The sequence below is a fragment of the Pseudomonas sp. B34(2017) genome (assembly GCF_002112915.1).
Lineage (GTDB): Bacteria > Pseudomonadota > Gammaproteobacteria > Pseudomonadales > Pseudomonadaceae > Aquipseudomonas > Aquipseudomonas pharyngis.
Map to the genome: position 1 here is coordinate 639630 of NZ_NEJA01000002.1, position 17274 is coordinate 656903.

15 protein-coding genes and 1 pseudogene are annotated in these 17274 nt (G+C 60.4%); 11 read left to right on the plus strand and 5 right to left on the minus strand.

Features of this window, described 5'->3' with window-relative positions:
- Positions 1-65 precede the first annotated feature (65 nt).
- The 4 genes from CAF80_RS08300 to CAF80_RS28845 all read left to right on the plus strand — a co-directional run bounded on the left by CAF80_RS08300 (position 66) and on the right by CAF80_RS28845 (position 4459).
- The gene (locus CAF80_RS08300; protein WP_085611777.1) at positions 66-521 is read left to right on the plus strand and encodes a (2Fe-2S)-binding protein; all 456 of its coding nucleotides are present in this window, start codon (positions 66-68) and stop codon (positions 519-521) included.
- Entirely contained in the window at positions 521-2770 is a 2250-nt protein-coding gene (locus CAF80_RS08305; RefSeq protein ID WP_085667149.1) for a molybdopterin cofactor-binding domain-containing protein, read from the plus strand. Before CAF80_RS08300 ends, CAF80_RS08305 begins: the two co-directional genes overlap by 1 nt.
- A 17-nt stretch (positions 2771-2787) precedes the next feature.
- Positions 2788-4140 (plus strand): cytochrome c, encoded by a 1353-nt coding sequence (locus CAF80_RS08310; protein ID WP_085667150.1) that lies wholly within the window; start codon positions 2788-2790, stop codon positions 4138-4140.
- 157 nt (positions 4141-4297) lie between these two features.
- Positions 4298-4459, plus strand: coding sequence for a hypothetical protein (locus tag CAF80_RS28845; protein WP_170928273.1), 162 nt, complete (start codon positions 4298-4300; stop codon positions 4457-4459).
- Positions 4460-4705: 246 nt separating this feature from the next.
- Here the strand turns inward: CAF80_RS28845 and CAF80_RS08315 are convergent, their stop codons facing one another.
- The 3 genes and pseudogenes from CAF80_RS08315 to CAF80_RS08325 form a co-directional block, all read right to left on the minus strand.
- A complete protein-coding gene (locus tag CAF80_RS08315; RefSeq protein ID WP_074690866.1) occupies positions 4706-4960 on the minus strand; it encodes a hypothetical protein in 255 nt (84 codons plus the stop codon).
- Positions 4961-4996: 36 nt separating this feature from the next.
- A pseudogene (locus tag CAF80_RS08320) lies at positions 4997-5518 on the minus strand (cytochrome ubiquinol oxidase subunit I).
- A gap of 18 nt (positions 5519-5536) precedes the next feature.
- The gene (locus CAF80_RS08325; RefSeq protein ID WP_074690865.1) at positions 5537-7327 is read right to left on the minus strand and encodes a thiamine pyrophosphate-requiring protein; all 1791 of its coding nucleotides are present in this window, start codon (positions 7325-7327) and stop codon (positions 5537-5539) included.
- A gap of 263 nt (positions 7328-7590) precedes the next feature.
- Here CAF80_RS08325 and CAF80_RS08330 point away from each other — a divergent pair, with 263 nt between their 5' ends.
- Positions 7591-8010, plus strand: coding sequence for an organic hydroperoxide resistance protein (locus CAF80_RS08330; protein WP_039772166.1), 420 nt, complete (start codon positions 7591-7593; stop codon positions 8008-8010).
- Between the two features lie 122 nt (positions 8011-8132).
- On the opposite strand, the gene CAF80_RS08335 is transcribed toward CAF80_RS08330, so the two are convergent.
- Complete coding sequence (locus CAF80_RS08335) at positions 8133-8573, minus strand: hypothetical protein (RefSeq protein ID WP_064596053.1); 441 nt, start codon at positions 8571-8573, stop codon at positions 8133-8135.
- A 403-nt stretch (positions 8574-8976) separates the two neighbouring features.
- Here CAF80_RS08335 and CAF80_RS08340 point away from each other — a divergent pair, with 403 nt between their 5' ends.
- Both CAF80_RS08340 and CAF80_RS08345 read left to right on the plus strand, forming a co-directional pair.
- Positions 8977-11151 carry a TonB-dependent siderophore receptor gene (locus CAF80_RS08340; RefSeq protein ID WP_074690864.1) on the plus strand — a complete coding sequence of 725 codons (2175 nt, stop codon included), beginning with the start codon at positions 8977-8979 and terminating at the stop codon, positions 11149-11151.
- Positions 11152-11496: 345 nt separating this feature from the next.
- Positions 11497-12315, plus strand: coding sequence for an alpha/beta fold hydrolase (locus tag CAF80_RS08345; RefSeq protein ID WP_217634498.1), 819 nt, complete (start codon positions 11497-11499; stop codon positions 12313-12315).
- Between the two features lie 111 nt (positions 12316-12426).
- Here CAF80_RS08345 and CAF80_RS08350 read toward each other — a convergent pair whose 3' ends face one another.
- On the minus strand, positions 12427-13401 hold the full coding sequence (locus tag CAF80_RS08350; protein WP_074690970.1) for a LysR family transcriptional regulator: 975 nt from the start codon (positions 13399-13401) through the stop codon (positions 12427-12429).
- 401 nt (positions 13402-13802) lie between these two features.
- Between CAF80_RS08350 and CAF80_RS08355 the strand changes: the two genes are divergently transcribed.
- The 4 genes from CAF80_RS08355 to CAF80_RS08370 all read left to right on the plus strand — a co-directional run bounded on the left by CAF80_RS08355 (position 13803) and on the right by CAF80_RS08370 (position 17207).
- Entirely contained in the window at positions 13803-14450 is a 648-nt protein-coding gene (locus CAF80_RS08355; RefSeq protein WP_074690862.1) for a response regulator transcription factor, read from the plus strand.
- A gap of 346 nt (positions 14451-14796) precedes the next feature.
- Complete coding sequence (locus tag CAF80_RS08360) at positions 14797-16251, plus strand: sensor histidine kinase (RefSeq protein WP_074690861.1); 1455 nt, start codon at positions 14797-14799, stop codon at positions 16249-16251.
- Between the two features lie 116 nt (positions 16252-16367).
- Positions 16368-16667 (plus strand): hypothetical protein, encoded by a 300-nt coding sequence (locus CAF80_RS08365; protein ID WP_305955797.1) that lies wholly within the window; start codon positions 16368-16370, stop codon positions 16665-16667.
- A gap of 15 nt (positions 16668-16682) precedes the next feature.
- Positions 16683-17207: a hypothetical protein gene (locus CAF80_RS08370; RefSeq protein WP_085667151.1), complete on the plus strand. Its 525-nt coding sequence runs from the start codon at positions 16683-16685 to the stop codon at positions 17205-17207.
- Positions 17208-17274 lie beyond the last annotated feature (67 nt).

Sequence of the window (17274 nt, forward strand, 5' to 3'; positions counted from 1 at the left end):
GATGCGCCGCGCCGCGTGTCACCGCTCATAACAATGCACGTCAACCGATGATCAGCGGGTGAATCATGGAACTACGAATCAACCAGAAGACCTACCAGGTCGATGCCGACGCCGATACGCCCTTGCTGTGGGTGATCCGCGATGATCTGGGCATGACCGGCACCAAGTACGGCTGCGGTCTGGCGCAATGCGGCGCCTGCTCGGTGCTGGTGGACGGCAACGTCGTGCGCTCGTGCGTCACGCCGGTGGCGGGTGTGGTTGGCCGCGAGGTCACCACCATTGAAGCCATCGAAACCGATGACGTGGGCAAACGAGTCGTCTCGACCTGGGTCGATCTGCAGGTCGCCCAGTGCGGGTACTGCCAGTCCGGGCAGGTGATGGCTGCCACCGCGCTGCTCAAGCAGAACCCCAAACCGAGTGATGCGCAGATCGAGGCGGCGATGGTCAATCTGTGCCGCTGCGGTACGTACAACGCCATCCATGCCGCCGTGCATGAACTTGCCGGCAAGGGGGACGCGTGATGAACGTTCGTATCGATCCTTCACAACACGCTTCAGTCCTGGATCTGCAGGAACCGATCAATGTGTCGCGCAGACGCTTTCTGACCGGTACCGCCGTCGGCGCACTGGTGCTCGGTTTCGGTCTCCCACTCGGTGCGACACGGGTGCAAGCTGCAGCGGCGACGACGGCCGAGCGCGGCACGCAGGTCCCGGCGTTTCTCGAGATCCGTCCGGATAACCGCGTGCGTCTGCTCTGCCCGTTCATGGAAGGCGGACAAGGCACATTCACTGCGATGGCGCAGATTGTCGGTGAAGAACTGGATGCCGACCCGGCGACCTTCCTGGTCGAAGCCGCCCCGCCCGGCGAGGCCTACGTAGTCATGGAGAACGGCATGCGCATCACCGGCGGCAGTATGTCGGTGCGCATGAGTTACCCGGTCATGCGCCGCCTCGGTGCCCTTGCCCGCGCCATGCTGCTGCAGGCGGGCGCGCAGCAACTGGGCGTGCCGGTGAGCGAGCTGAGCACCGAGCCTGGCAAAGTGGTGCACGCCAAATCGGGCCGTTCGCTGGCCTACGGTGAACTGGCCGAGCGCGCAATGGATTTGCCGGTTCCCGATCCGGCCTCTGTGAAGCTGCGCGATCCGAGTCAGTTCCGCTGGATCGGCAAACCGGTGAAGCGCCTCGATGCCTACGACAAGTCCACGGGCAAGGCGCTGTACAGCATCGACCTGAAGGTCGACGACATGCTGCATGCCGCCGTTCAACATGCCCCGCGCCTGGGGATGACCGTGGGCAACCTGCGCAACGAAGATCAGGTCAAGGCGATGAAAGGCGTGCATTCCGTGCATCGTCTGCCGGGGGCCGTGGCGGTGGTCGCCGAGCGCTGGTGGCACGCCAAACGTGCCGTCGAGGCGATCCAGGTCGACTGGCAAGAGCCGACGGCCGACAGCCAAGTGCGGCCGATGCCCGCCGACTTTTCCAGCGACGCGTGGTTCAAGCGCCTCGCTGAAGATAAAAGCCCCGCCAAAGATGATGAACACGAAGGCGATGTGGCTTCGATTCTCAAGGACGCCAAGACCAGGATCGACGCCACTTACCACAACCAATACCTGAACCACGGCCAACTGGAACCGCCTTCAGCCCTTGCCCGATTCAATCCGGACGGTTCGCTGGAAGTCTGGTTGCCGAATCAGGCGCCGGACATGTTCCGCGCCGACATCGCCAAACGCACCGGGCTGGATCCGTCGCGCATCACCTTGCATTCGCCGCTGTTGGGCGGGTTCTTCGGTCGGCATTTCCTCTACGACTCGGCCAGCCCTTACCCTCAGGCCATCGCGCTGGCCAAAGCGGTTGGACGCCCGGTTAAATTGATCTGGAGTCGCGAAGAAGAGTTCCTGCGTGACGTGCTCCGACCGGTTGCCGCCGTGAATTTCCGTGCCGCGCTGGACAACGACGGCTGGCCGCTGGCAATCGAAGCGATCAGTGCCACCGAAGGCCCGACCGAGGCCCTCGCCGGCAAGCAGGGTGAAAAGCTCGACCCGACGGCGCTCGAGGGCTTATCGGGCAAGTCCTATGCGATCCCCAACAAGCGCATCGCGCAGATCTACGTCAAAGGTCCGGCGATGCTCGGCTATTGGCGTTCGGTGGGCAATTCCCTCAACGACTTCTTCTATGAATCGTTCCTCGATGAACTGGCCGACAAGGGCGGCAAGGACCCGTTCGACCTGCGCCTGCATTTGCTGCGCGGCAACCAACGGCTGACCACACTGCTGCAAGCCGTGGGTGAACTGTCGGGCGGCTGGAAGCGTGGGCCGTTTACCGCCGAGGATGGCAGCCGGCGTGCGCGCGGGGTGGCCATGGCTTCGCCGTTCGGTACGGAGACGGCGGTGATCGCCGAGGTGTCCATCGAGAACGGCCAGGTCAAGGTGCATGACATCTGGCAGGCGATTGATCCGGGCAGCATCGTCAACCCGGCGATTGTCGAGGCTCAGGTCAACGGCGCCGTGGCGCTGGGTCTGTCGCAAACACTGGTGGAAGAAGCCGTGTGGATCGATGGCAAACCCCGGGCGCGCAACTACGACTTGTATCCGATCCTGCCGCCTGCGCGGATGGCACGGGTCCATGTGCGTGTGGTCGAGAGCGGGGAAAAAATGGGTGGCATCGGTGAACCGCCGTTGCCTGCGGTCGCGCCTGCCGTCGCCAATGCGGTGGCAGCGCTGACCGGTCAGCGGGTGCGCAGCCTGCCCATGAGCCGACACACTTTCACCTGATCAGCGCCGGAGCGTTTATGAACAACAGCCGATTCGCAAGAACCGCTGGCTGGCTGGCGGTGCCGTGCCTGGTCGCGGCAGGCCTGCTGGCCTGGTATGTCACCCGCGAGCCTGTCTCGCGTCTGGAAAACCATCAGATCGCCGTGGCCGACATCGACCCGGCGCTGGTCGCCCGTGGCGAATACGTCGCCAGGTTGAGCGATTGCGTGGCCTGTCACAGCGTGCCGGGTGGCGCGCCATTCGCCGGCGGCCTGGAAATGGCCACGCCGCTGGGCGCGATCCATGCGACCAACATCACCCCGGACACGGAAACCGGCATCGGCCACTACAGTCTGGCGGACTTTGATCGTGCCGTGCGCCATGGCGTGGCGCCCGACAGTCGCCGTTTATACCCGGCCATGCCCTACCCGTCCTACGCCAAGCTCAGTGATGACGACGTGCGAGCGCTGTATGCGTTCTTCATGAAAGGCGTGGCGCCGGTCAAACAGGCGAACATCCCCAGTGCGATTCCGTTTCCGCTGAACCTGCGTTGGCCAATTGCGCTGTGGAACGGTGTGTTTGTCGACGCCGAACCTTATGTGACCAAACCGTCGCAGGATGAGCTGTGGAACCGCGGCGCTTATCTCGTGCAGGGCGCCGGGCACTGTGGCAGTTGCCACACGCCGCGCAGCCTGGCGTTCAACGAGAAGGCACTGGATGAGTCCGGCAAACCATACCTCGCCGGCGCCCTGCTCGATGGCTGGTACGCACCGAGCCTGCGTGATGATCACAACACCGGCCTGGGCCGCTGGAGCGAGCCGCAGATCGTGCAGTTCCTCAAGACCGGTCGCAACCAACACGCGGTGGTCTACGGCTCGATGACCGAGGCGTTCAACAACTCCACGCAGTTCATGAGCGACGACGATCTGACCGCGATAGCCCACTACCTGAAGTCGCTACCGGGGGATCGCGAACGGGATGGCGCACCCTGGCAGTATCAAGCGGTTTCGGCAGCGCAACGTCTGGACTCGCCCGGTGCGCATACCTACGTGACGCGCTGCGCTTCGTGCCACGGTCTGGACGGCAAGGGTCAATCGCAGTGGATGCCGCCGCTGGCGGGCGCCACCTCGGCATTGGCCAAGGAAAGTGCCTCGGCAATCAACATCACTCTGAATGGATCGCAACGAGTGGTGGCGGCCGGCGTGCCGGATGCCTATCGCATGCCGGCCTTCCGTGAGCAGCTGTCGGATCAGCAGATCGCCGAGGTGCTGACCTTCATGCGCAGCACCTGGGGCAATCACGGCAGCGCCGTTGATGCGCAGACGGTGGGCAAGCTACGTGAGCACACCGATCCGGCCAGCAGCAGTCCGATCATCCTGCAGATGCGTTAAGAGGACAACCCGACGAGAACCATCGACTTGCGTGTGGAAACGCCCTTGCGCCGTAGCACATTTCACACCTCGTCGAATGAACATACATTCATCTAAAACATCGTTCCAAACGTCTAGTCTGCGGGTTCCGACATAGTGACTACAGGAGTTACCCACCATGTTCTCGCATAAAAGCATCCCGCTGATCATCATCTTCACCATCATGCTGCTTGGCGTTCTCGTCGCCGTCCTCCACCCGGTACATGCTGTCGTCACGTGGCTTCGCAGACGCCGCGAAGCATCTGCAACGCAACGTACGCGAAACGCCGATTCGCGCTGAATACGTCCATCACCCGCCCGGCAAGGTCCGGGCTTTCGGCTCCCCCCTGCGCTGCACCCGGTTAAAACGGCCAGGGGTGAATACGAGATCAACCGCCAGTCAGCTCTATCTGTTTCACTCTGGACTAACGCCACCTGCAAGTCCTCTCCCACTTGCATCCAGCTGAAGTCAGGGGTAGGACATATAAGAGCGCTCACGTATCACTGCGCGCACAGCGTCAAAGTCGACACCGTTTCATCATCAGTCTCACTTGCTCTGCTCGGGAACCTTGTCTTTTTGTATTTGCAACGACGCCTTGCTTTTGTCGCCATCCTTGTTCGGAGCGTCATTCGAACCTTCGAAGCATCCCTGCAACAGGAAGACCGAACAAAGCCCCAGACAGACAAGCATTCTTCTCAAGGTTGCACTGGCGTAACTGATAGTGTCCGGCGCCTCGTGCATGACTGTTGGGACACCCTCAGCCTTCACATCGTGAATGTCGTGGCAGGTCATTGCTCGCATGGCGAAATCCTCTGGCGATGGAAATGGAGTTCCTCTTCATGTTCGGAAGGGCTCACCCACAGCGAGTTCACTCTGCTTTGCGTATTCCGGATCAGCGGGGTAATTGCCGTAAGTAAATCGTAAAAGGCGTGTCGGGGCGCTGGTTACCGGCCTCAGCGCTGCGGCGGTACATGAATCTTGCCGCTGAAAATCCTGAAGCCGTAAGTGTTGTAGGCCAAGGAACCCGGCTTCAAGAAAAAACGCCGCGAGCACTTCATGGAACATCAACGGCCCGAGATTATCTCCAGCCCGAACCGAAAGACGTGACCAGTTAAGACCAAACTGGTATTCCAGAATCAGCCCGGACGCCGTGCCTACCGCTACGGTCAAGGCAAACACCTTCAGCCAGTAGCGCTAGATGTCCAGGTAGAGCTGGCGTCCACTCCTGAGCCACAACGCCTCGAGCACCATCAGGAAATTCGCCAGTCCGATGGTGAATGCCGCCAGCACGATATGAAAACCGATGGTAATGGCGAACTGGATACGTGCGGCCAGGAGCGCGGATTCGAGGGTGTCCATCAACAGAAGCCGACCTCGCTACTTGGGCTTGCCGGGCAACACTGCCCCCAGTACCTGTTTAGCCGTTTGCACGATGACACCCGCTTCGTCGGGGTCGCCCTTGAGCAAGGTGGTGGCGAATTTCTTCGCTTGTTCCAGCTTGATATGCGGAGGCAACGGCGGCACGTTCGGGTCGGTCTTGAATTCGATGACGACCGGCACCTCCGAGGCCAATGCCTTTTCCCAGGCAGCGGCGACGTCTTCTTCCCGATCGACAAAAATGCCTTTGAGACCGATGGAAATGGCGAACAGGTGGTAAGGCACATCCGGAATACTCTGCGAGGCAACGAATTTCGGATCGCCCTCCATCACGCGCTGTTCCCAGGTGACCTGATTCAAATCCTCGTTGTTGAACACGGCGCAGATCCACTTCGGGCTGTCCCACTGCCGCCAGTATTTGGCGACCGTTATCAGTTCGGCCATGTTGTTCATCTGCATGGCGCCATCGCCGACCAGGGCGATCACTGGCCGTTGCGGGAAAGCAAACTTCGCCGCAATCGCGTATGGCACAGCGGCGCCCATCGAGGCCAGGCCACCTGAGAGCGAGCACTTCATGCCCTTGCGGATTTTCAGGTCACGGGCGAACCAGTTGGCGCAAGAACCGGAGTCGCTGGTGATGATGGCCTGCTCGGGCAGACGCGGTGACAACTCGTACACCACCCGTTGCGGGTTAACCGGATCGGCCTTGGCCATCGCGCGCTTCTCGAGGGTTTTATCCCAGCTCGCCCGCCAGCCTTCGACCTTTTTACGCCACTTGCGCAGCGGCTTGTGTTCGAGCAACGGTGCCAGTGCCGCGAGGGTCTCGGCCGCGTCGCCGACCAGATTGACTTCCATCGGGTAGCGCAGACTGAGCATGTCGGGCTGCAAATCGATCTGGACCCCGCGCGCCTGCCCCTCCTTCGGCAGGAATTCGGCATAGGGAAACCCCGATCCGATCATCAGCAGGGTGTCGCACTCCGTCATCAGTTTGTAGCTCGGTTCGGTCCCGAGCAGACCGATACAACCCGTGACCCAGGGCAATTCGTCCGGTAATACAGCTTTGCCGAGCAGCGCCTTTGCCACACCGGCGCCCAGTTTCTCGGCAATCGCAAACACTTGCTCGCTGGCGTGCAGCGCTCCGGCCCCCACCAGAATCGCAACCTTCTCCCCTGCATTCAGCACGTCGGCGGCACGTTGCAGATCAGCGTCGTAAGGCAGCACCTTCGGCTTGCTGTAACCGATCCCGGAATGCGCAGTGCCATGGGCCCGGGCGGGGGCCTTGTATTCGATGTCCTGCAGGTCGTTCGGCAATATCAGCGCCGTCACCCGGCGTTCGCCGACCGCCGTGCGTACCGCGCGATCCAGCAGGTGCCGGACCTGCGATGGTGCCGAAGCCTGCTGCACGAATGCGCCGGCCACATCCTTGAACATCGAGACCAGATCCAGCTCCTGCTGATAATGGCTGCCCAGTGCCGTGCGCGCCTGCTGCCCGACAATCGCCAGCACCGGCATGTGGTCCAGGCGAGCGTCGTAGAGTCCGGTGATCAGGTGCGAGGCGCCGGGGCCGGATGTCGCGATGCACACACCCAGTTCACCGGTGAATTTGGCATGGGCGGACGCCATGAACGCCGCCATTTCCTCGTGACGCGCTTGGACGAATTCGATCTTGCCACCTGCCCGGCTCAACGCACCGAAGACGCCGTTGATACCGTCGCCCGGATAACCAAAAATGCGCGTCACACCCCATTGGCTCAGGCGTTCGACCAGAAAATCACCCACTGTCACCGTCATGTCCGACCTCATCTTTTCATTGCGTATGACATCCCGGTGCGCCGACATCCACGACACGCTCGGGAGATGTAAAGGTCTGGACAGCCCGGCGGACGGCGAAGTTTCGATTAGTTGCGCCCTTGCCCCCTTCCACGCCGATACAGGCTACAGAGCGATACAAAAACATCGCTGCATGACACATCCCGGGTACACGCCAATGCAAAAGTGTGGGCCATCGGAACCTTCGCTGTCCGACATCAACCATCACTCAGGCAGGTATTTCCATGATCAATCAACTCGACACCGTGCTGTACACCGGCAAGACCCGCACCACTGGCGGGCGCGATGGCGCATCGCGCAGTTCGGACGGCAACCTGGACATCAAGCTTTCGCCACCGGGCTCGAATGGCAGCGGCACCAATCCGGAACAACTGTTGGCAGCCGGTTGGTCGGCCTGCTTCATCGGCGCCATGGGCAAGGCAGCCGCGGCACAGAAGATCAGGCTTCCGGCGGATGTGGCGGTCGAAACCGAAATCGATCTGGGCAAGGCCGGCGACGCATTCTTTCTTCAGGCGCGCTTGAATGTCAGCCTGCCGGGGCTGGAGCCTTCGGTCGCTCAGGCGCTGGTGGACGCTGCGCATCAGACCTGTCCTTACTCAAAGGCCACTCGCGGCAACATCGACGTCACCCTGCGGCTGATCTGAATCAGCCCTGTTTGATCCTGCAAACCGCCCGATGCACGGCTTCGGGCGGTTTTTTTTACAGGGTTGAGCAATGCCGATCCTCCGGTTCAAACAACCAGAGTCGCGAACGGTCATTGAAGGATTTACGCGAACGATGTCTCGTGCTCGCTTTCGTGGACGTAAATCCACGAAATACCCGATGGCGAATCCGGGTCGAGGCGCATGAGCGCCGAGTCGACTTTCTTCTTGGTGATCCCGTTCTTGACCAGGTCGAAAACCGTCAGGAAGAAGTCACCGGGAAGCGGCGTGATCGAGAGATTGATGATGTGCGACTCGGGGCTTCCGGCACGTTTGCCGTGCAGGCCCCAAAGACGTTCCCAGTAGTTCTCGCGGTCCATGATCTGACCGTCCGTGAGCACCACCCGGAAATCATTCGCCAGGGCATCGTACAAAGGCTTGATCGCGTCTTCCGACTGGGAAGCCACACCGCGCGACCACGGGAAAAAGAGGTTGTACCAGCGGTACACCTCGGCTTGGACCAGCGCTGTTTTATCGGTTGTTTCGGTGACTCGGCTGATTGCCATCTGCGTTCTCCTTAACGAGCTCAAAGGCGCGGGTTCTCCGTTACGCATCGCCTGGGCGATGCTCCGCGCCTCATTCAAGATCCATCCTGAAATCAACGTCACGGGGTCAGCTCGAAAGCGCTTAATGACTTCAGAATGTCTCCTGTCATTTGGCTGACCCGGCCACAAAAGTAGACACCAACCTGTTGGTTTGCATGGCAAGCTGACCAACGGTGTAACCGGCTCCTGCGCTGCAAGTGACGCGCTTGAGCGGTTCCTTGATCGCGTTTGCCCTCTCCCTCTCCTCCTGCGCTGTTTCACATTTTTTTCACGAAGCGCTTTGTTGCTGTAAAAAACCCTGACACAATTATTGGCAATGATTCTCAACTGCTCTTTGTTTGCTATTTAAAATCAGGAAGCCTCAATGTCGCGCCCAGCCTCGCCGCATCGTTTCAACCCGTCACGCAACCTCCTGTCCATGGCCATCTGCATGGCCGTCATGGCCCCGGCGCTGGCCGATGAAACCCGCGAGGCGCAGGACACCGCCCCGCCCGCCACCCTCGAGCTCGGCGCGACCGCCATCACATCGACACAGCTGGGCAGCACCACCGAAGGCTCCGAGTCCTACACCACCGGCACCATGGCCACCGCCACCAAACTGCCGTTGACCCTGCGCGAAACACCGCAAGCCGTCACCGTGATCACCCGCCAGCGCATGGACGATCAGGCGATGACCAGCATCAACGACGTGGTCAACGCCACGCCAGGGCTGTTCCTCGACTACTCCAGCGGCCCAGGCCGACAGGCCTACAAAGCCCGGGGTTTCGACATCGACAACCTGATGTACGACGGCATTCCGAGCGGCTACAACGGCGTGAACGTCGGATCCCAGCCGAATCTGGCGATGTTCGATCGGGTTGAAGTCGTTCGAGGCGCGACCGGTCTGGTCACCGGTGCCGGCAACCCTTCGGCGGCGATTAACCTGGTGCGCAAACGGCCATTGGCCGAGCAGCGCGTGACCCTGACCGGCGCCGCCGGGACCTGGGACAACTATCGCGGCGAGCTCGATGCTTCCAGCCCGCTCAACGACAGCGGCACCCTGCGCGGCCGGGTGGTCACTTCCTATCGCGACGCCAACAGTTTCATCGATGACGTGGACGAACAACACGGCCTGTTCTACGCCGTCACCGAAGCGGATCTGAGCGACGACACCACCCTGACCCTCGGCTTCTCGCACCAGAAGGACAGGACCAACTACTTCTGGGGTTCATCAATGATCGGCCTCGACGGCCATCACCTTGATCTGCCGCGCTCGTATAACCCCGGCACCTCCTGGGAAGACAAAGATCAAGAGATCAACACCGTATTCGCCGAGATCCGCCAGCAACTGGCCAACGACTGGAAACTGCAGGTCAACGCCAACTATTCCGAGCAGAACGCGCTGTTCTCCGGCTCGTACCAGTCGCGCTGGGTCAACGACACTCTGGCCCGCACGGTTTACCAGTCCAAGGCCGATGAAAACCAGGCAGGTCTCGACGCCTTCTTCAGCGGTCCGTTCGAAGCCTTCGGGCGCAGCCATGAACTGGTGGTCGGCGCCAGCAAACGCATCTACGACCTGACCACTCACAACTACTCGCCCTACGACACCAACTGGCCGATCAACGCCGGCAAACCGGACTTCGTCCACACCAACAACACGCGTGAAGTCACCACTCAGGACGGCGTGTACCTGACGACTCGCCTGAGCCTGGCCGACCCGCTGAAGCTGATCCTCGGCGGACGTCTGGACTGGTACGACTACGACAACCGCGATGGCGACGGCGACTACAAAGTCACCCGCAACGTCACCCGCTATGCCGGCCTGATCTACGAGCTGGACGACCATCATTCGGTGTACGCCAGCTACAGCGACATCTTCACCCCGCAGAGCAACAAGGGCACCTCCGGTAACCCGGTCAAGCCGATCGTGGGCAAGAACTACGAGGTCGGCATCAAGGGCGAATACCTGGGCGGCGCGCTGAACGCCAGCCTCGCCGTGTTCCGCGTCGATCAGGAAAACCGCGCGGTGCAAGTGTTCGTCCCGAACTGCCCGCAGTCGTCCTGCTATGAAGCCTCCGGCGAGATCCGCAGCCAGGGTATCGACCTCGAGCTGCAAGGCGCGCTCACCGACAACTGGCAGATCGGCGGCGGCTACACCTACGCCCGTACGCACACCATCAAGGACGAGGCGAACCCGCAGAACGTCAACAAGCAGTTCGACACCGACACCCCGGAGCACCTGTTCAAACTGACCACCCGCTACAACTTCCAGGGCCCGCTGGAAAAACTGCGTGTGGGCGGCAACATCTCCTGGCAGAGCCGCATGTACAACGACATCGAACTGCTCGATGGCGGCAACTACCGCCTCAAGCAAGGCGCGTACGCCGTGACCGACCTGATGGCCGGCTACCGGGTCAATGAAAACCTCGATCTGCAACTCAACGCCAACAACATCTTCGACCGCAAGTACTACTCCACCATCGCCAACTCCGTCAGCTACGGCGGCGACAGCTATGGCACGCCGCGCAACATGATGCTGACGGCCAAGTACACCTTCTGAGTTGTCCAGGCGCAGGGACGCGCCAACCCCGCAGCACTCCTCCCGCCACGCCCTGCATACCAAAGCGTTAATTTCAAAAACCCATGTCTGGTGGTCAGTCGTACCCCTTTGCCCAAAGATTACCTTCGGCCAGGGCTGCAGCCTTGCGCCGCCTGTGCAACTTCTTTAACTCAATGGGTGTTCAAAATGACTGACGAGAAAAACGGAACCACCCGTCGTGGCTTGATCACGACGGGCGCCATGGCCGCAACCCTGGCGGTGGCATTGCCGGCGCTGGCGACACAGCAGACACCAGCATCCGCGTCAGGGGTCAGCAAAAGCGCCGGCAACGGCAGTGGCTCGGGAATGCTCACCGTCAGGGATGGCACGCAGATTTTCTACAAGGACTGGGGCCACGGCCAGCCGATCGTTTTCCATCACGGCTGGCCCCTTTCCGGTGATGACTGGGATGCGCAAATGCTGTTCTTCCTCAACAAGGGCTTTCGCGTCATCGCCCATGATCGACGTGGCCATGGTCGCTCTTCGCAGACCGCCACGGGCAACGAAATGGACACCTACGCCGCCGACGTTGCCGAGTTGATGGCGCACCTGAACATCCGCAACGCCGTGCACATCGGCCACTCCACCGGCGGCGGTGAAGTGGCGCGCTACGTGGCGCGGCATGGTCGCGGCCGGGTGGCCAAGGCCGTGCTGATCGGCGCCGTGCCGCCGATCATGCTGCGCACCGCAAAAAATCCCGGCGGCCTGCCGATGGAGGTGTTTGACGGGTTGCGCAAAGCACTCGCGCAGAATCGCAGCCAGTTTTATCGTGACTTCCCGAGCGGCCCGTTTTACGGCTTCAATCGCCCAGGTGCGAAAGTGTCTGAAGCGATCGTCGAAAACTGGTGGCGTCAGGGCATGAACGGCGGGATCAAGGCGCAATACGACTGCATCAGCGCGTTCTCCGAAACCGACTTCACCGATGACCTGAAAAACATCGATGTGCCGACCCTGGTGCTGCACGGTGAAGATGACCAGATCGTGCCGATCACCAATTCGGCTCACCTCTCAATCAAATTGCTCAAGCACGGTACGCTGAAAACCTACCCCGGCCAGCCCCATGGCATGTGCACCACCCACGGCGACACCATCAACGCGGACCTGCTGGCGTTTATCAATGCATGAGGTTCCGGGGCCGCGCCCTCACGACAAGCCACGTACAGCCCCCTGAAAAGAAAAGCTCCGATCGAGTCGGAGCTTTTTTTATTGGGCGAATCACACAGCCGTTGCAGTTATCTACCGGGCCATCATCAACGCCTGATCGACGGGCAACGCCGGGCGTAATTTTGGCACTACCTGCAATTCAATCGGCGTACCGAAAAACGCCTGGCAGCGCGAACGCAGCCAACGCTGAGCGCAATCGTTGTGCGCAGCGGCACGCCAGACCATGGAAAGCTCCCGCGATGGCAGCAACAGAGGGGCCGGTTCAGCCCTGACACCCTCAACCGAGGCCATGGCCCTGGCCACGTAATCCGGGACGATGACCAGCATGTCGCTCTGCGCCAACAACCTTGGCAAGGCACTGAACTGCGGCACCGCCAGCACCACTTTGCGCCGACGCCCGAGCAGGTCCAGCGCGTGGTCGGTGTCATCCCTGGCCTTGCCCATGGACGACACGATGGCATGCGGGCGCTCGCAGAACTCATCGAGCGCCAGCAGGCCCGGGCGGGTATCCGAGCGCAGGAGCATTGGCCGGCTCGACCGTAGACTCTTGCGTCGAGCGTTGGCCGGCAGATCGAGCGTAGGGCTGATGCCCAGAGAAATCTCGCCATTGAACAGCCGCTGCGACATCTGCTGCTGATCGACGCGCAGCACCACCAAGGCAATATTCGGCGCCTCGCTACGCAGTTGGCGCAGCAGTCGCGGGAGCAGCGCGTATTCGACATCGTCGGACAGGCCGACCTGAAAGGTCACCTCGCTGGTAGCTGGGTCGAAGGGCTGGCAACGGCTCAACGCCACGGCAACGCCATCCAGCGCCGGCGTCAGGTTGGCGAAAATTTCCTCGGCCCGCCTTGTCGGCTCCATCACCCTCCCCGCACGAACGAACAACGGATCGTCAAAAAGCACACGCAAACGCCCCAACGCGGCACTGATGGTCGGTTGACCGAGAAACAGCTTCTCGCCGACCCGGCTGACGTTGCGCTCATGCATCAGCGTCTCGAAGACCACCAGCAGATTGATGTCGACACGACGGAGTTCATTTCTGTTCATGAAGTTCACCACCCGGCACGCAGCCATTGAGATCGACGGAGAGCTGTTAAAGGTTAAGGGCGCGGCTGCCGGACGTCTGTGGTACTTGGGGACAGCGGGATCATGCGTTAGGTGAGTGTTTTGATACTTGTGTATGAACCGTTTGAAACCGATAGCTGCATCGGGCCGCACAAAGACCGGTGCAATGGCCGTTTTTTCGGGTTTTTTGTCCTAGCTGACGGCGTGCTGCGCCACTACGATGCTTAACCGTCTATCTACTCACGCCCGCACCTGCGCAACGTGTCGCACGGCGCTATCGCCAGCGGACCGTGTCTCTGGTCGGGCATCAACCCGCACGAGCAAACACCGGCCGCCGGGCCGAGGGATTCGCCACAACGTCACAACCTTTTGGGAAAAGAGCAATGAACAACAATCCCATCAGCAACAACCCCAGCGAGCCGGTGGTATTCATCGTCGACGACGATGCCGCGTTGCGCGAATCCCTCGACAGCCTGTTGCGCTCCATTGGTCTGCGGGTGGAGCTATTCGGATCGGTCGCCGAGTTCATGACGTATCAACGTCCGGACACGCTGAGTTGCCTGGTACTCGACGTGCGCCTGCAAGGCAGCAGCGGGCTGGATTTCCAGAATGAACTGGCCACCGCCGGAATCAATGTGCCAATCGTGTTCATCACCGGACACGGCGATATCGCCATGACCGTGCGCGCGATGAAAGCCGGCGCGGTGGACTTCCTGACCAAACCGTTTCGCGAGCAGGACCTGATCGATGCCGTCTGCGCCGCACACTCGCGGGACAAGCAGCGTCGCGAGTCAGGGCGGCATGCCGATGAGCTGCGCGCCCGTCATGGGACGTTGACACCCCGGGAGCAGACGGTCATGGCGCTGGCGGCCTCAGGCTTGATGAACAAGCAGATCGCCGGGGAAATCGGCCTCAGTGAAATCACTGTGAAGATCCACCGGGGCCAGGCCATGCGCAAAATGGGCGCGCGCTCATTTGCCGACCTCGTGCGCATGGCCGAAGTCATCGCGGCGCTGCCTGCACATCGGTGACCGAATGAAACGATACGGTATGGTTCAAGCCGCCGTGGCTGGCAGGCACCATCAACACTCAAGTTCCGAACAACTAACACTTGGGTATATCCGCTTCATACGCAGTCATACTGCAAATGACCCAATGCAGCAGTGCCAGCGTAGAAGTCTTCGAATAAGATCTTTATTCAAATAACCATTACTCAATACAACGATTGGTGAATGACAGACAGTCGCCAACAACCGTCATGCCTGAAAAACAACTTCAGACTTTTTAACCTCTTCATCAATACGCCTTTCATAGCGTTTGCCTGCTTCATCGAAAGAACACGCCCTGCCGTCCGATAGCAAAAATCTGGAAGAATAAATGTCTATCATCAAACGTCGCGCACAACTTCTTTGTTCAGACGCCTTCGCCTGGCTTTGCGCCATAGCGGTCGGCAGCATGATCTATATCACCAATGCGTACCTTGATCTGGACGTTGCGCCGACGTTGTTCTACATCACGCTGGTATTCATGTCAGCGAACATCTTCCCGGTACCGGTATTTCTTGCCGTCGCGTTGGGTTGCCTCACACTGCTGACGGCCGACTTTCTGGTCGATGAAGGTTATCGCGATCACCGCAGCATCGCCGGATTCGTCAGGTGCCTGATCGCGCTGACGACTATTTCCCTGCTCGCGTTGCGCAGCAAACGCGCCACTGAAACGCTGCGGCGCAAGGAAGCGTTCTTTCTGGGCGCACAGAAACTTACCCACACCGGCAGTATCGGTTTCATCATCGATAAAAAAGTCAGCGTGTCATGGTCGCAAGAGTCGTCGCGTATTTTCGAGTATTCGCCGGACGTCACCCCGACACTGGCGCTGGTCAAGTCACGCACTCATCCCGACGACCTGCCGGTTATCGATCAGGTGCTGGAGCAGTTTGCGCGCCGGCAGGAGCTGGTCGAAGTCGAGCATCGGCTGCTCATGCCGGATGGTCGGATCAAGCACGTGCAGATGATCGCCAGCCCGTTGCCCAGACATCACGGGCGGACGCAATACGCCGGGGCGCTGATGGACGTCACCGCCAGCAAACAGTCGGAAGAGGCGTTGTTTCACTCGCAAGCCACCCTCGCCCACGTCACGCGCCTGACTTCCATGGGCGAACTGGCGGCCTCCATCGCCCACGAAATCAATCAGCCGCTGGCAGCGGTCATCACCAGCGGTGAATCCTGCAAACGCTGGATCAACCGGCCCGAACCCAACCTGGAAGAAGCCCGCCGTTCGCTGGACCGGATCATTCAAAACTCGGTCAGGGTCTCCGATGTCATCGCCTGTATTCGAGCGTTATCGCGACACAGCGAGGTGCAGCGCAATGTCGAAGTGTTCGACGAGATCGTCAGTGACTCGCTGACGCTGATGCAACATGACATCAGCTTCCATGAGGTTCGCCCGCACGCCCAACTGGGCACTCACGGTGCGCGGATCAAAGGTGACCGGGTACAACTGCAGCAAGTCATCATCAATCTGATCATCAACGCCTGCCAGGCCATGGCCAATGTGCTTGACCGCGCCCGGACGCTGCGGATCACCACCTCGATCCAGCACAACGAGGCTGTGCTTGAAATCGCCGACTCCGGCGTTGGCATTGCCGAGGACATCCTGCCTTCGCTGTTCGACCCATTCTTCACCACCAAGCCCACCGGCCTGGGAATGGGCCTCTCGATTTGCCGTTCGATCATTGAATTCCACGGCGGCCGCATCTGGGTCAACAGTACCGAGGGCGTCGGCACGCAGTTTGTGTTTGCGATTCCATTGGCTGCGCTCGAATACGATCAATGACAACCATCCACCCCTGATGTCGCCCGGTGGCGATATGGAGACCCGCATTGTCTATCCAACGTACAAACCCCGGCGCAGACCCCGAAACCCCGGTACACGAACGAACCGTCGTTTTCGTGGCATACCCGCAAATGGGCCTGCTGGATCTGACCGGTGCGCAGACCGTTTTCTGGGCGGCGACGTGCGGACTGGCGCAACTCGGTTTGCCCGGTTATGCCTTGCACACCGCGAGCCTGCAAGGCGGGCCGGTGCAGACCGGCGAAGGCCTGGTGGTTCAAACCCGGCGGCTGGATGAGCTCGGCGACGAGCCGATCAATACGTTGATCGTTCCGGGCTCGGCGTCCATCAGCCAGGCGTTGCGAGAACAATGGAGTCCACTGCTGCAATCACAACATTCAATCGCGCACGAGCGCTAGCCGGAGACGGTGGTCATGAACGCACCGCACACACTGTACCTGGTCAGTCACCCGCCCTGCGTCACCCGCTATGGCACGCACACATCGTTGTCCACCGCTGAGCGCGTGGAGATCATCGACGCATTGACGCAGACCCTGAGCGCGACGCTGAGCATTCTGGCGCGGCTCAGGCACAGCCAGCAGACACTGCACGCTGTCAGCTTTTTACCGGTGCAGACGCTGTTTCGCAGGCTGTTGAATGCCAATACCCGTTACGCCGACTTTCTCGTCACCGGCATCACCGACCTGGGCGGCCATGCCCAGCGCGACGCGCTCTACCACCTCAATGAGGCTCCCGAACCTTTATGCTTTGCCGACTGCCTTAAAGGCATTGACCGCGCCCTGCGCCGACTACGGGCCGCCGATGCCTTGTTCCGCGACTGTCGCGCCAGCGCAATTGCCAACAACGACTACGCCAGCCGACAACTCTTTGAAGCCTGCACTCGATATAACAGTTACTTTCTTTCGTTAATCAACAACCATTTATTTGCTGAACATTGATTAACTTTCGCAACTAACAAAAAAAACCAACCAAACATACCCACGTATACTATTCCACAATTTTTGA